This window comes from Pseudomonas sp. RA_5y_Pfl1_P24, assembly GCF_963970945.1.
GTDB classification, from domain to species: domain Bacteria; phylum Pseudomonadota; class Gammaproteobacteria; order Pseudomonadales; family Pseudomonadaceae; genus Aquipseudomonas; species Aquipseudomonas tritici.
Map to the genome: position 1 here is coordinate 211,547 of NZ_CAXAOJ010000006.1, position 13,788 is coordinate 225,334.

16 protein-coding genes, 1 tRNA gene and 2 pseudogenes are annotated in these 13,788 nt (G+C 58.6%); 12 read left to right on the forward strand and 7 right to left on the reverse strand.

The annotated features are described in order from the left end of the window. Nucleotides 1-3: 3 nt before the first annotated feature. The 6 genes from AACY30_RS12065 (at nucleotide 4) to AACY30_RS12090 (ending at nucleotide 3,410) form a co-directional block, all read left to right on the forward strand. The gene (locus tag AACY30_RS12065; protein WP_339415050.1) at nucleotides 4-216 is read left to right on the forward strand and encodes a cysteine-rich CWC family protein; all 213 of its coding nucleotides are present in this window, start codon (nucleotides 4-6) and stop codon (nucleotides 214-216) included. Next, complete coding sequence (locus AACY30_RS12070) at nucleotides 216-908, forward strand: 16S rRNA pseudouridine(516) synthase (protein ID WP_339540377.1); 693 nt, start codon at nucleotides 216-218, stop codon at nucleotides 906-908. Before AACY30_RS12065 ends, AACY30_RS12070 begins: the two co-directional genes overlap by 1 nt. Before the next feature lie 305 nt (nucleotides 909-1,213). Then, a complete protein-coding gene (locus tag AACY30_RS12075) occupies nucleotides 1,214-2,098 on the forward strand; it encodes an alpha/beta fold hydrolase (protein ID WP_339540378.1) in 885 nt (294 codons plus the stop codon). A gap of 188 nt (nucleotides 2,099-2,286) precedes the next feature. Next, a tRNA-Gly gene (locus AACY30_RS12080) sits at nucleotides 2,287-2,360 on the forward strand. A gap of 196 nt (nucleotides 2,361-2,556) precedes the next feature. Beyond that, on the forward strand, nucleotides 2,557-3,081 hold the full coding sequence (locus AACY30_RS12085) for a DUF3833 domain-containing protein (RefSeq protein ID WP_339427818.1): 525 nt from the start codon (nucleotides 2,557-2,559) through the stop codon (nucleotides 3,079-3,081). A 23-nt stretch (nucleotides 3,082-3,104) separates the two neighbouring features. Continuing rightward, nucleotides 3,105-3,410 carry a DUF6482 family protein gene (locus AACY30_RS12090; RefSeq protein WP_339469583.1) on the forward strand — a complete coding sequence of 102 codons (306 nt, stop codon included), beginning with the start codon at nucleotides 3,105-3,107 and terminating at the stop codon, nucleotides 3,408-3,410. 59 nt (nucleotides 3,411-3,469) lie between these two features. Here AACY30_RS12090 and AACY30_RS12095 read toward each other — a convergent pair whose 3' ends face one another. Next, a complete protein-coding gene (locus AACY30_RS12095; protein ID WP_339469581.1) occupies nucleotides 3,470-3,730 on the reverse strand; it encodes a DUF6124 family protein in 261 nt (86 codons plus the stop codon). Nucleotides 3,731-4,265: 535 nt separating this feature from the next. Here AACY30_RS12095 and AACY30_RS12100 point away from each other — a divergent pair. Together AACY30_RS12100 and AACY30_RS12105 are read left to right on the forward strand one after the other, a co-directional pair. Continuing rightward, on the forward strand, nucleotides 4,266-4,511 hold the full coding sequence (locus AACY30_RS12100; protein WP_339469579.1) for a type II toxin-antitoxin system ParD family antitoxin: 246 nt from the start codon (nucleotides 4,266-4,268) through the stop codon (nucleotides 4,509-4,511). Next, the gene (locus AACY30_RS12105; protein WP_339540379.1) at nucleotides 4,504-4,794 is read left to right on the forward strand and encodes a type II toxin-antitoxin system RelE/ParE family toxin; all 291 of its coding nucleotides are present in this window, start codon (nucleotides 4,504-4,506) and stop codon (nucleotides 4,792-4,794) included. Before AACY30_RS12100 ends, AACY30_RS12105 begins: the two co-directional genes overlap by 8 nt. Nucleotides 4,795-4,803: 9 nt before the next feature. On the opposite strand, the pseudogene AACY30_RS12110 reads toward AACY30_RS12105, so the two are convergent. Next, a pseudogene (locus AACY30_RS12110) lies at nucleotides 4,804-5,998 on the reverse strand (MFS transporter). Further along, nucleotides 5,995-7,158: an MFS transporter gene (locus AACY30_RS12115; RefSeq protein ID WP_339540380.1), complete on the reverse strand. Its 1,164-nt coding sequence runs from the start codon at nucleotides 7,156-7,158 to the stop codon at nucleotides 5,995-5,997. Before AACY30_RS12115 ends, AACY30_RS12110 begins: the two are co-directional and overlap by 4 nt. 95 nt (nucleotides 7,159-7,253) lie before the next feature. Between AACY30_RS12115 and AACY30_RS12120 the strand changes: the two genes are divergently transcribed. From AACY30_RS12120 to AACY30_RS12130, 3 genes and pseudogenes are all read left to right on the forward strand, one after another. Beyond that, on the forward strand, nucleotides 7,254-8,147 hold the full coding sequence (locus AACY30_RS12120) for a LysR family transcriptional regulator (protein ID WP_339540381.1): 894 nt from the start codon (nucleotides 7,254-7,256) through the stop codon (nucleotides 8,145-8,147). Nucleotides 8,148-8,839: 692 nt separating this feature from the next. Then, nucleotides 8,840-9,340 carry a methylated-DNA--[protein]-cysteine S-methyltransferase gene (locus tag AACY30_RS12125; RefSeq protein ID WP_339540382.1) on the forward strand — a complete coding sequence of 167 codons (501 nt, stop codon included), beginning with the start codon at nucleotides 8,840-8,842 and terminating at the stop codon, nucleotides 9,338-9,340. A 113-nt stretch (nucleotides 9,341-9,453) separates the two neighbouring features. Further along, nucleotides 9,454-9,747, forward strand: a pseudogene (locus AACY30_RS12130) (low affinity iron permease family protein); the annotation flags it as partial. 70 nt (nucleotides 9,748-9,817) lie between these two features. Here AACY30_RS12130 and AACY30_RS12135 read toward each other — a convergent pair. The 3 genes from AACY30_RS12135 to AACY30_RS12145 all read right to left on the reverse strand — a co-directional run bounded on the left by AACY30_RS12135 (nucleotide 9,818) and on the right by AACY30_RS12145 (nucleotide 11,873). Then, nucleotides 9,818-10,345: a DUF4142 domain-containing protein gene (locus AACY30_RS12135; protein WP_339469574.1), complete on the reverse strand. Its 528-nt coding sequence runs from the start codon at nucleotides 10,343-10,345 to the stop codon at nucleotides 9,818-9,820. A 186-nt stretch (nucleotides 10,346-10,531) separates the two neighbouring features. Continuing rightward, entirely contained in the window at nucleotides 10,532-10,942 is a 411-nt protein-coding gene (gene fos, locus AACY30_RS12140) for a fosfomycin resistance glutathione transferase (RefSeq protein WP_339469573.1), read from the reverse strand. A gap of 13 nt (nucleotides 10,943-10,955) precedes the next feature. Further along, entirely contained in the window at nucleotides 10,956-11,873 is a 918-nt protein-coding gene (locus AACY30_RS12145; protein ID WP_445261426.1) for a LysR substrate-binding domain-containing protein, read from the reverse strand. Between the two features lie 77 nt (nucleotides 11,874-11,950). On the opposite strand from AACY30_RS12145, the gene AACY30_RS12150 reads away from it, so the two are divergent. Then, nucleotides 11,951-12,439 (forward strand): DMT family transporter, encoded by a 489-nt coding sequence (locus AACY30_RS12150; protein ID WP_339540383.1) that lies wholly within the window; start codon nucleotides 11,951-11,953, stop codon nucleotides 12,437-12,439. Here the strand turns inward: AACY30_RS12150 and AACY30_RS12155 are convergent, their stop codons facing one another. Next, nucleotides 12,440-13,771: an MFS transporter gene (locus AACY30_RS12155; RefSeq protein WP_339469571.1), complete on the reverse strand. Its 1,332-nt coding sequence runs from the start codon at nucleotides 13,769-13,771 to the stop codon at nucleotides 12,440-12,442. Nucleotides 13,772-13,788 lie beyond the last annotated feature (17 nt).

The following is a 13,788-nucleotide window of genomic DNA, read 5'->3' on the forward strand; positions in this document are numbered from 1 at the left end:
CCGATGACCACGCCAACCCTCTGCCCTGCCTGCGGCGCCCGCAACGACTGTACCCTGGCTGACCCACGTACGGTCGACCGGGCCTGCTGGTGCTACAGCGTCACCATCGACCCGGCCGTGCTCCAGGCCCTGCCCGATGAATTGCGCAACAAGGCCTGCTTGTGCCCGCGCTGTGCCAGGGTGGATGAGCAATTACGCGGGGCAGAGCCGACGTAATGCGGGTTGATCGTTTCCTCAGTAACCTGCCGCGCTTCAATCGCCAGCAAGTGCGTTTGCTCTTGGTGGAACGACGGGTGTCGGTCGATGGCGTGGCAGTCAACGATCCTCATCATGAGGTGCGCGAATTCAGCCGCGTCTGCGTCGACGATGAAGTGCTGCAGGCGGGTAAACCCGCGCGCTACTTCATGCTGCATAAGCCCCAGGGTTGTGTGAGCGCCACGGCAGACCCGCAACACCCGACCGTCCTGGATTTATTGAATGAGCCCGACAAAGCCGACTTGCACATCGCCGGCCGCCTGGATTTCAACACTACGGGGCTGATGCTGATCACCAACGACGGCCAATGGTCGCGCCGACTGACGCAACCGCAAACCAAGTTGCCCAAGGTCTACCGGGTAGAGACCGAGCAAGACATCAGCCCTGCGTACGCGATTACCTTTGCCAAAGGCCTGTATTTCGCTTTCGAAGACCTGACCACGCAACCCGCAGAGCTGGAACTGCTTGGGCCGAGAACCGCTCGTCTCAGCATAATCGAAGGGCGCTACCACCAGGTGAAGCGCATGTTCGGGCACTTTGATAACAGGGTGATCGGCCTGCATCGCGAGCAAATGGGCCATTTGGTGCTGGATGCTGCCCTTGCGCCAGGCGAGTATCGGGCGCTGACTGACGACGAAATCCGACAAGTCTGACGACCGTTCGGCCGGTGGTGACAAAAAATCGGCTCATCGCCTTGCGGGATGGAACCTCTGCTGCTTGAATCAGGATCACCAGTTTAAATATGACTGGCGAGTCGCCTATAACCTCCAAGAAACACATTGCCCCGCCCGCGCTTGATCTACGGGCCTTCCCGGCAAACAGCCCGCCATAACAACACCCGTCGGCCAGCCGTCATCGGATCGACATGGGCCTCCCACTTCAAGGCGTATGCCTACCTGTCACAAAGCTCGTGCAGAGTTACCTGCGCGCCCTACCCGCTTGCCAGGAGTCTTACGACATGAGGCCAGAAATCGCTGTGTTGGATATACAGGGTCAGTATCGGGTTTACACGGAGTTCTATCGCGCGGACGCTGCTGAAAAGACCATCATCCTGGTCAACGGCTCCATGGCCACCACGGCATCCTTCGCTCAAACCGTGAAAAGCCTGTACCCGCAATTCAATGTGGTTTTGTACGACCAGCCCTACGCTGGCCGCTCCAAAATCCATAATCGCCATGAGCAGATGCTGACAAAGGAAGTCGAAGGCCAGATTCTGCTGGAGCTTATCGACCACTTCGCCGCCGAACACGTATTGTCATTTTCCTGGGGCGGCGCCGCCGCGCTGGTTGCCCTCGCCCATCGCCCTCGTCGGGTTGAAAAGGCCGTGATCAGTTCGTTCTCGCCGGTGATCAACGCCCCCATGCACGACTACCTTGAACGCGGCGTCGACTACCTCGGCAACCTCGACCGCGACCGCGTCGGCCATCTGGTCAACAGCACCATCGGCAAACACCTGCCGTCGCTGTTCAAACGCTTCAACTACAAACACGTCAGCAACCTGGCCGAGCATGAATACGGGCAGATGCACTTTCACATCAGCCACGTGCTGAACAGTGACCGGCTGTGTTACGTCAAAGCGGCCAGGCAAATCGCCGTTCCCGTGTTGTTTGTGAACGGCGAATGGGACGAATACACCAGCGCCCAGGATGCCAAGCTATTTGGTCAGTACGTGGCTAACAGCAGCTTCAGCACCATTCAGGCGACCGGGCATTTTCTGGATATGGAGCACAAGGCGGCGTGCCGCGACAGTCGGGATGCGGTGGTGGGCTTTCTGAAACCTGAGCGGCAGGTCAGCCGGTTGCGGTATCACCAAGGCCAGACGCAGCATGCCTTCGCGATCTGAAATCAGAACCACTGTAGGCGCGAGCTTGTATGGGGGCCGGCTTGCCTGCGATAGCATCACCGAAGTGTGACTGACACACACAGGTGCCGGTATCGCGGGCAAGTCAGCAGCTGCGCTTGTAACTCACACATTTTTGAAGAAAAACTTCAAATCCTGGCGAACATCTGGTACAAAGTCAGCCGCTCTGAGCGGGTATAGTTTAATGGTAGAACAGTAGCTTCCCAAGCTTCCGACGAGGGTTCGATTCCCTCTACCCGCTCCACTCGAATTCTCGTTCCGCGTCAGGTCTTTTATTGATGGGGAAACAAAAAAACCGGTCCTGTAAGGCCGGTTTTTTTATGCCTGCGATTTGAGGTATCCGTTATTCCTGTCGCGCAAACCTGTACAAATCTATATTTCTGTACAAGTATCTATTCAACACGCTGGCAATTCGCCGCGCGCGATCACGGAGCTGGGCAATGACTCGTCTACTGGTTTCATTGTTGCTGATATTGAGTTTGAGCAGTTGCGCCAACGTCGAGGTCGAGCACTACGCTGACCAGCAGCCGCAACTGGATTTGGAGCGTTTCTTCAGCAAGCCCGTCAAGGCCTGGGGGATTTTCCAAAAGCGTTCCGGGGAGGTCGCCAAGCGCTTTGAAGTGAACATAGCCAGCCGACGCGAGGGGAACGCCCTGATTCTCGACGAACGCTTCCTGTACAGCGATGGCACACGTCAACAACGCGTGTGGACGCTGACACCGGATGGCCCGGGGCGCTGGAAGGGCCGAGCGGGTGATGTGGTCGGCGAGGCAATCGGCGAAGTGGCGGGTAACGCACTGCGTTGGCGCTACCGCCTCAACCTACCGGTGGACGGCTCGGTCTACGAGGTGAGCTTTGATGACTGGATGTACCTGATGGACGAGAACACCTTGATCAACCGCTCCAGCATGACCAAGTTCGGCGTCGAATGGGGGCAGGTCACGTTGTTCTTTCGTCGCCAATAAATAACTCGCAGTGAGGCTCAATCATGAATATACACATGCTGACTGAATTGGCGGTAAAAGGTGAAATTCGCGAGCTGGAGTTACTGTCGCTGGAGGGTGGGTTCTACATCGCGCGTGTCAGGCTGGATGACGCTGAAATGACATTGCTCGACGATGATGCCAAGCCGATGCGCATCGGCTCTACGACGCACTTGCGCGACCTGTTACAACGGGTTCCGCCGTTTCCCTGCGTGCTGGTGCAGCAGTGCGTGCACGATGAAATGTGCGGTGTTCGGGAAGGGCCGATTGGCGCGTTGCGCATTCCGTTTTCGCTGACCTCATCTCTTTAAAGCGCTATGCATTTTTTGGCTTCCCTCCCCCTTGGTATGGGCGGCCTGGGAAGGCAAGCCTATGCAGTGCGCGAACGGCCCTGCGCGGCTTGATCCACGCGGTCCTGCGCCGCTTCCACCAGCATCAGTCCCAACTCGATCATTTGCTGAATCGCAAGGGCCAGGTAGCGCTGTTGGGAAGGCAGGGTTTCGGCGAACTCATTGGTCATGGCGCCCGCGCCGGCGATGGTTTCGTAGGCGTTGGCGAGTAACCCTTCGGTGTTAACGTCCGGACGGACGCTGAACAGTTTTACGGAGGGGTTACAGGGGTCATTGCACATCTTTTGATCCTCGGTAAGGACCACCACCCGAGGCGTAAGGGTGGCAGCTGTACGGAGGTTAGTAGACCGGGAAAATTCATCCGAAAAAACCGGCGCGCCCGAAGACGCCCTACGCACAGCTACCAATAAGCACAGGCATGAAAGTGCCTGAGAGTAAGGACAGCCGTACGCCGGATAAATTTTCAACGGGCTACTAAACCCGACCGCTGATGGGCAGCGGCAAACGAACCTTAAAGAGGCCGCCCAAGACGCACAACTCGGACGAGTCTGATCGTTGTGTAGGCAATGGCGCAAGCTGTTCACACGCCTGTGCATAACCAAAATCCAACTGCAACTCCAAGTAATACAAACCTTTAAAGATCATTTGAAATCATCCGCCCGTTCGCATCATCCTCCTGAACCTCATCGAAGCAAGACCTTTAGAAAATACCTTCGGCATCGGCCCGCGGTGAAACGTCGGCCATCCCATACACGCGATTTCGCACCAATAGTATGATAGCGTTCCCCTGTCACTCTTTGGACTAGAGGCGCTCCCATGGGAACCGTACGAAAAACCATCACCGTTACCGACCAGCAAGACGGCTGGATCAAAGCGCAGATAGAAGCGGGTCATTACACCAATGACAGTGAATACATCCGCGATTTGATAAGGCGAGAACAAGAACGCAGCGCTGAAATTGAATCAATCCGCGCAGCGTTGAGGGAGGGTGAGTCCAGCGGCGAACCTCGTCCATTCAACCCCGATGAGTTCAAGAGAAGAATGTTAAAGACATATGGCTGAATACCGTCTTACACCTGCGGCAGAGCGTGATCTTGAAAACATATGGGTCTATAGCGCTCAGGCGTGGAGCGTAGAACAGGCTAACCGCTATATAGATAGTGTGACGAAAGCGTTCGAGCAGCTAGCGCAACAGCCAAAGATCGCCCCAGCCTGCGACGAGATCAGCCCGGGATACCGCCACTATCGCGTGGAGAGACAGACGCTCTATTTTCAGATCGGCACGTATGGAATTGAGATCGTTCGTATCGTGCATGATCGAATGGATAGATTACTCATTTTGTAATTGCGAACATCACTCCGACTCAACCATCCCCCGCTGCACCACCCACGCCAACGGCAACGTCACTATCAACCCCCCCGCCAAGACCATCATCGCCACCGGCACGCCTAACGCATCCCCCACCCCACCAAACACCACCGGCGCCAGCGCCCCGCCGCCAATCGTGCCGGTGTAGAACACGGCAAATGCCTGCTCCCGCGTCCCCGCGCCGGCCAGGTCCGGCACGGCGCCATACAACACTGAGGACGTGCCATTGAGCACGAGGCCCAGCAACGGCAGCATCACCATCAACCCGGTCAGCGGCAAATACACGGCGGCAATGATCAGCAACGCCGTGCTGCTTTCCGTCAGCCACACCGTCCTCATCATGCCGATGCGCGCGCCAAGATAACCGCAGAGCAATTTGCCGAATGCGCCACCGATAAACAGCAGCGTCAGGGCCACGCCAATACCGGCGGTGCCAGCCCCCTTGGCTTGCAACAGAAACGGCAGGAACGTGAGGAAACCCATGCGCACGCCGCTGTCGAGGGTGCCCGTAAGAATCAGGGCGCGCAGGCCTCTGACGGAGCCGGTTCCGCTGTGGGGTTTGGTCTTTTTTGTGGAGTCAGATTCGGATACTTGTGTAGGAATCAGCCACCACAACAACCCCGCCGCCGCCAAACCCAGCAATCCAAGAAGCGTGGCACTCGCGCGCCAACTGATCACCGTAAGCAGCAGGCCAACCAGTCCGGGGATCAGGGTTTTGCCGATATCGCCGCTGAAGTTGTATTGAGACAGCGCCTGCTTGATCCCACCACCGTCCTCGTAGGCGTCGCTGATCATTGAGGAGGCGAGCTGTTGTTGGGTGCTGGCGCCCAACCCACCCAACAGCAGCGCCAGCAATAACATCGCCAGTCCGCTGGCCTGGCCCACCAACAAGTAAGCCACGCCCGCGAGCGTGGTTCCGCTCACCAGCATCGGTACACGCCCCCAACGCTTCGCGCGCGCGACTGGCCATGAGCTGGAACGCCGCCATCATCCCGGAATAGGCTCCGCGTAACAGTCCGATTTATGCGTAGGAAAGCGCGAACTGCGCCCGCCAGATCGGCAGCAGCACGTAGATGACATCGGTAAGGCCGTCATGCACGGCATGCGCACCGCAGCCGGCGATCAGCGTGCGACGGCGGGTTGATGATACGGCAGCAGGCACCTCGACGGTATCGTTCATGGTATTGGGATCGGTTCAGCTTTAAGGGGTTTCCAACCGGTCAGGGCAATCAGCAAGGTCAATACCTGGAAGGTCATAACCAGCGCCACACACCCGGCCCAGCCCCAGCGTTCCCAGATCAAAGCCGGCACAATCGCACCGCAACTTCCGCCCAGGTAATAACACGTGAGGTACACGCCCACGGCGCCCGCTTTGTTGTCACGGGCGGTAGCGGTGGTGAACGCATTGGCGGCTGCCTGGGCGAGGAATACGCCGGTGGAGCTGAGCGCCAGGCCCACGACGATGCACCACAAGGAAGGCACTAACGTCAGCGCTGAGCCGGTGATGCCCAGCACCGCAGCCACGCTCAGCAGTTCGGCGTGAGGCCGGGCTTTACTGAGGCGACCGGCGATGGGGATCACGACCAGCGCCAGCAGGAACACGGTGTAAAGCGTGCCCAACGCCGCAGGCCCCAAGTTGAATGGCGGTAATCCGAGGTACAAACCGGCGTAGGTAAACGCTGCGACTTGGGAGAACAACACGCAAAAACCTACAGCGTAAGCAGCCAGCAAGGGCTTGCGAAAAACGGCCGAGAAAGCGGTTTTAACCTTCGCCGTTCGCACACGACTGATCGGCAACAAGAACGGGATAAACCCACCCACCATCAGGCTCAGCACCGCCAGCAACTCGAAGGCTTCGCGCCAGCCCACGTATTCAGTCATCACACCCGTGACAAAACGCCCGGCAAACCCACCCAGTACGGTGCCTGCCACATACAGGCTGGTGACCTCCGTCACCGTGCCGCCACTCCAGCGGTCGCCGATGTAAGCCACGCTGGTGGCAAACACCACCGGGATCAACATGCCTTCGACGAACCGCCACACCAGCACTTCGGCAAAACTGTCGGCGTAGGCGGTCATCAGCGCCGGCACCGCCAACAGCAAAGCCGCCGCGCTGATCACCGTGCGTTGCTCAAAGCGCCCGGTCAGTCGGCTGACAAACGGTGCAGTGATCGCCACGGCCAGCGTCGTCACGGTGATACTCCATCCCGCCGCCCTGGCACTGACCTGAAACTGCGCGGCAAAGGTCTGCAGAATGCTCTGGGTGGCATAGAGGTTGAGGAACGCCGCGCAGCCACACAGGAACAGGGCAAGGCGGGCACAATGCAGGCGCGGTTTCATGAAACCTCTCGTTTTATTTTGTGAGGTCTTTATAGAATGGCCGGCGGATCTTAAACCAATACCGATTTCGAACCGATCGATACCCAAGGATCAGGATGCTCGATCTACGCAAGCTGCGGTACTTTCTGACGGTAGCTGAAGAATTGCACTTCGGTCGCGCGGCCATTCGCCTGCATCTGGCTCAGCCACCGCTGACCCGGCAGATCTCGGCGCTGGAAACCGAGCTGGGCTTCAAGCTGTTTGATCGCACCAGCCGCAGCGTCACCCTCACGGCTCAAGGGCGGTCATTCCTGCCCTACGCGCGCGGCGTGTTGGAGCAGGTGGAGTTGGCGCAGGTGATTGCCAGCAAACTGGCTACGGGCACCGCCGGGCAGCTGGCCTTGGGGTACGTCAGCTCCATCGCCCTGTCGGACCTGTTCAGCCAGACGATCCAGGCGTTTGCGCAGCGTTTTCCCGACGTTCAGCTGACCTTGGTGGAGTGCGCCTCCGGCAGCCTGGGCGCACAAGTGGCGGATGGGCGGCTGGATATCGGGTTGAGTCGCCTGCTGCCGCAAGCCCAAGAGGTGCAAGTGCTGTCGTTGGGTGAAGAAAGGCTGGTCGTAGCAGTGTCCAGTGAAAGCCCTTTGGCCAGTCTGCCAAGCGTCAGCCTGGCGCAGCTCAGCGCCTATCCAGTGATTATGTTTCCTGCGGATTATGGATCGGGGCTCAACCAGTCCATCGAGCAACTTTACCGACGCCACGGCCAGCCTTTACGGCTTGGACCGACTGGGCGGCAGATCACCTCTATCATCGCGCTGGTGGCGGCTGGGCAAGGTGTGGCGTTGGTGCCGACGTGTACGCAGAGCCTGATGAATAAAGGCGTGACGTACAGGCCGTTGATAGAGGGGGATGCGTATGCACCGTTGTTGGTGCTGACTCGAAAGGAGGAACAGAACTTATCGATCCGAGCCTTTATGAGCGTGATTGATGAGGTGGTGCGGGCTGGATAACGCATCAACTGTCCAAAGCTGATTCACTCGCCGCTATCGGAAAGTTCGTTCAAAACAAATGGGGATCGTGGCGTTGATCACCGAACGTTGGTGGTTACAGTAAGTACCCTTTTGAGGGCTAAACGATGCACTACCCCATCGCAATATCGACCGGCGATGAAAACTCCGCTTGGAGCGTGGAAGTGCTTCAGCAGGGCATTGATTAAGCTCATTCCTACAGGGACGAGAAAGTTCGCCTATCACCATGGGAAACCTTAACCAGAACAGGACACAGCAGGATGCTCGCGTGCGGACAAAAAACGCCAACGCAGGTCTTTAGAAAAGTCGTAGGGCTGGTGCTGATCATCCCACTGCGGCCCCACTGATGCCTATTCCCACGATAGGCCTGGGCCGTTTTGTATTGATAGCGGCAGTTGCCGGGTCTATCTATGGCGCGTGGTACGCAAGGCAGCACGCTGGTCGAGGACTGGCAATCGGCGCGGCCATCATCGCGCTACTCAATCTTGGCTCACTCGTCGCACTGTCAACGCCCTCGATAGTCTGGTTTGTCTACCTGGTCTCCTGGGTCTATGGGTCGGGCAATTGGATTCACTGGCGCTTTTAGCGGGCGTAGAATTACACCGCAAGAAACAAGGTTCCCCCACGGTTCGCAAGACGGATAATGACTCCATACAGCATCAAGGATTATGCCCATGCCTTATGAATACAAGGTCATGCCCTCCCCTGTGGGCCAACTCACCTTGGTGGCGCGCAATGGCAAACTCGGCGCCATCCTGTGGGAAACAGAGCGCGCCAACCGTGTGCGCCTGGGTGAGTTGCACGAGGCCAATGACAGCCCGGTGCTGTTGGAAGCCGAACGCCAACTCAAGGAATACTTCGCCGGTAGCCGTAACCGATTCGAGCTGGAACTGGACTTCGATGGCACCGACTTCCAGAAACAAGTCTGGCAAGCGCTGCTGACCATTCCTTTCGGCGAAACCCGCAGCTACAGCCAGATTGCCGAACAGATCGGCAACCCAAAAGCAGTGCGTGCGGTGGGTGCTGCCAATGGCCGGAACCCGATCTCGATCATTGCACCCTGTCATCGCGTCATCGGTGCGTCGGGCGGGCTGACCGGGTTCGCCGGGGGGCTGCAAGCCAAGCAGTATTTGCTGGCACTGGAAGGCACGGGCCAGGCGCAATTAGCCTTCTAAAAACAGCCGCCGACAAAAACGTACAACGTTGTTCACCGGGCTAAATGTAGAAAGAAATTTCAGAGAATTCCTGCGGTCCAGTCTTTCATCACCCCCTACCAAGGAAACCGGTCATAAAATTCTCCACAGTCTCCCAATCCCTGTCCCGCTGGGCGGGCAGCCCACGCACGTTCTACGCGCCGGTGGCGTGGAGCCTGAGCGGGCCGTATTTTCACTACAACGACACCTGACAACAGATCATCAACACCTCGACCACCATCATCACGTTTTTGATGGTGTTCCTGATCCAGAACACGCAGAACCGCGACAACGACATCCTGCATATCAAGATCGATGAACTGCTACGCGTGTCCAAGGATGCTCAAAACGCTGTGCTCAGTCTGGACGGCCTGGACCGAATAAAACTGATTTGAACCAGGCATGAAAAACGGCGGTTGGAGAACATCCAACCGCCGTTTTTCATTTCAAGTGACGGATTCAGCCGTCGCCTTGATGACCTTTAGCATGGGTCGAAGCCAACGCACGGGCTTTATGCAAACGCTCCTCCAACTTAGGCAGCGTCTCGTCCACCAAGGCTTTTATTTCAGGTACATCCGATGCCGCGCCTTCCCGTTTGAACAGGGCGATGGCGTCTTCGTTTTCCTTCACCTGTTGCGCGGTGTACGCCGCATCAAAAGAGTCGCCGTCCTTGAGTTCAGGCATCAGCGTTTCGGCTTTATCGACGATTTTCTCCCGCGGGGCCACAGGCAGATCGAGCTTCTTGGCGATGGCCGCCAGATGCTGGTTGGCCAGGGTGCGCTCGTTGATCACCTCAATGGTGTAGTCCTTGATTTCCTGGGACGACGTTTTGGCGTGGGCCATGCGACTGGTTTCGATATCGGCCATACCTTTGGCCGAAGCCTGCTCAATGAATTCAGCAGGCGACTGGGCGAAAGCATTGCTGGCGCCGAGACCCAGCAGCATCGCGAAACTGGCGGTGCGTAACCGGATAGCCATGCGGCTCATGATGGGTTCCTCCAGGGCAAGAATAGGTGCGGGAGAACACAGCCCGCCCTTAATTCGAATTTTCAGGGCAGCAAAGGTTTAGAAAAAACTTTTCAGTGCGACGAACGGTCATCTTCGAATCCAGCTGGTTTGCTGCCTGCACGACCTGCCAACACGTGCGCTTAAGCGTTTACGCACGTGCCCGCCCTACGGGTAAAACGTCATTCCGGCATAAGGCTTTTCGCGGCACGCGTGTAGCCGTGAGGCCAGGTCGCCGACATGGGCTTCGAGCTTGTGGCCATCGGGGTCGAGGAAATAGAACGAAGCGCCTTCACTGCGGTTGTCGCGCCACTCTTCAACATCAACCGTTCGCAGGCGCTCGATCAGCGCCGCGAAATCAGCCGCAGCGACGGTAAACGCATAGTGGGTGTAATCGGCGGCTGGATTCGCGTCGCGCAATGGATCCAGCGATAAACACAGCCATAAACCCGGCAGTGAGAGGTAGGCGCCGGCGTCCCATGTGGCGTCGAGCTGAAGGTGCAACAGCTCATGGTAGAAGCGGACGCTGCGATCCAGATCGGTGACGGCCAGGGTCAGGTGGTTAAAGCCTGAGAGCATGTTGTTTTTCCTGTCAGCGGTGATCTTCGGACAATACACCCTGCACCTGCCCAATCAACCACTGCAACCCCGAATCCCCACCCCGCCGCGCATGCCACACCAATTCAAATGCAAACGACGGAATATGAAACGGTGGCAGCACCGCCAGCAAGTGCTGATGATCGATATCGAGCAAGCCTCGGGACGACACCGTAAGGATCAGGTCCGTGCCCCGTATCAACTGCGGCGCCACGCCCCAATGCGGCAGGCTGATCGCCACATGCCGACGCTCACGAATCGCTGTCAGCGCTCGCTCGATTTCCGGCGTGCCGCTGCCGCGCATCTCCAACAACACGTGCGGACGTGACAGGTAGGCGGGCAAATCCAGCGTGCCGCGCTCCGGGAGGCTGCTGCGGTCCACCAGACAGGTGTAGTGCTCTTCGAACAACGGCGTAGTACGCAGTTCGGCGGGCATGTCGGGAAACACGCCGGCGGCCAGGTCGAGGTCGCCATTGAGCACCCCCTCCACCATGCCTTCACGGCTGGCCTGGATGATTTGCAGATCGATACCCGGCGCCTCACTGCGCAGCGTACGCACCAGATCGGGTAGGAAAATCGCCGCACTGTAGTCAGACATTGCCACACGAAACCTGCGCTTGGCCGATGCCGGCTCAAAGCGATTCGGCGCCAGCAGGGCTTGCACCTGAGCCAGGGCTTCAGCCAGTGGCGTGGCCAATTCCAGCGCGCGAGCGGTCGGCACCAAACTACCGCCCTGACGCACCAGCAGCGGATCGCCGAGCAGGTCACGCAAGCGCGCCAGCGCATGGCTGACTGCCGGTTGGCTCAGGTGCAGACGCTCGGCGGCACGGGTGACGTGTTGCTCGCTGAGCAAGGCGTCAAGGATCACCAACAGATTGAGGTCGATGCGGCGCAGATCATTCATCAGCTGCATGTTCACCATAAGAACTTGGAATTTAAATTTGCGTGACGAATAACCTAGAGTCCAGCAAAACCTCTGGGAGAGTCGAAATGACAACGTTGCATTGGGTAGGTTTATTGGCGCTGGCCTTGATTGCCGGGGCCGTGGTGCCGTTTCAGAGTGCGATCAACGCCACGCTCGGGCGCGGGCTCGGCCACCCGTTGTGGGCCACCCTGGCGTCGTTGCTGGTGAGCATCATCGTGTTGCTGCCGGTGATTATGGCGATGCGTCTGCCGCTGCCGAGCCTGACGTTTATCACCCAGGCGCCACTGTGGATGTGGGCGGGTGGCGCGTTCGGCGTGTGCTTTATTTCCCTGGCGTTGATGTTATTGCCTAAGCTCGGCGCCTCGGGGTTTATCGCGTTGGCCATGGCCGGGCAGATTCTTGCGTCGCTGGTCCTTGATCACTTTGCCCTGTTCGGCCTGGCTGAGCGCCAACTGACAACGCCCCGCGTGCTGGGGGCGTTGTTGTTAATCGGCGGCGTGGCGTTGATTCAGTTCAGCGCCACACCCGCCCCCGCTCTGGCAACGACGGGTTGATCAACCCTTATCGAGGGTGCGCAATTTTTGCGGCAGGCCCCACAGCAAGAGCGCCGCCGCCAACAGCGCGCACACGCCGATCACATACAGCGCCGGGGTGGTGCTGCCGGTGAGGTCCTTGATGCGCCCCACCATCACCGGGCTGACAATCCCACCAAACTGTCCGAGGGTGTTGATCACCGCAATACCGCCCGCCGCGCCTGCGCCGGCGCCCGCCAGCAACTTGGGTGGCAGGGTCCAGAAGGTCGGGATCGACGCGATGATGCCAGCGCCCAACATGCCCAGGGCAATGATCAGGAAGGTGGTGTGGTCGGCGAAAAACCCGGCGCTGAAAAAGCCCACCGCACCGAGTACCACCAGGCCGCAGACAAACTTGCGACGCTCGCCGGTAGCGTCCGATAGTCGCCCGATCACCACCATGCTGATGGCGCCGCAAACATAAGGAATCGCCGTAAGCAGGCCGATCATCACCGGGCTCTGGGTGCCCGCGCTGCGGATCAGTTGCGGTGCCCAGAAGTTGAGGCCGTACGACGCCACCTGAATCAAAAAGTAGATAAAGCCGAGCATCAGGAACCCCGGAATACGGATTGCCGACAGCAACGAGCCACCGTGCTGGTTCGGCTCATGCTTGGCGATACGGCTCGACAGCAACGCTTTCTCCGCCGGCGTCAGCCAATGGGCGTCTTCGATACGGTCCTTGAGCAGCGTCAGCACCAGGAACCCCAGGCCGATGCACGGCAAGCCGCCAAGCAGGAACAACCAGTGCCAGCCGCGCATCTGCAACACACCGTCGAGGTGTTCCAGTACCAGGCCGGAAAACGGTGCGCCCACCAGGCCCGCAAAAGCCGAAGCCAGAAATAGCATCGAGGTGATGCGCCCACGGAAATGCTGCGGGAACCACAGGGTCAGGTAATACAGCACGCCAGGTGCGAAACCCGCCTCCATCGCGCCGATGATGAAGCGCAGGCCATAGAACTGCCATTCGGCGGTGACAAACACCATGGCCGCCGTCGCCAGGCCCCACGACATCATGATCCGCGCAATCCAGCGCCGCGCGCCGACCTTGTACAGCATCATGTTGCTCGGCACTTCGAAGATCACATACCCCACCACAAACAAACCGGCGCCCAGGCCGTAGGCGGTGTCGCTCAGGCTCAGGTCTGCTTGCAACTGAAACTTGGCGAAGCTGATGTTGATCCGGTCAAAAAACGCGAACAGGTAGCACACCATGATCAGCGGCATCAGGCGCCAGGCGACCTTGCTGACCAGGGCTTTTTCGGCATCGATTTCAGCAGCCGGGCGCGCGCCGGCCTCCAACGTATTAGTGCTCATGGTTTCTCTCCAGCGGG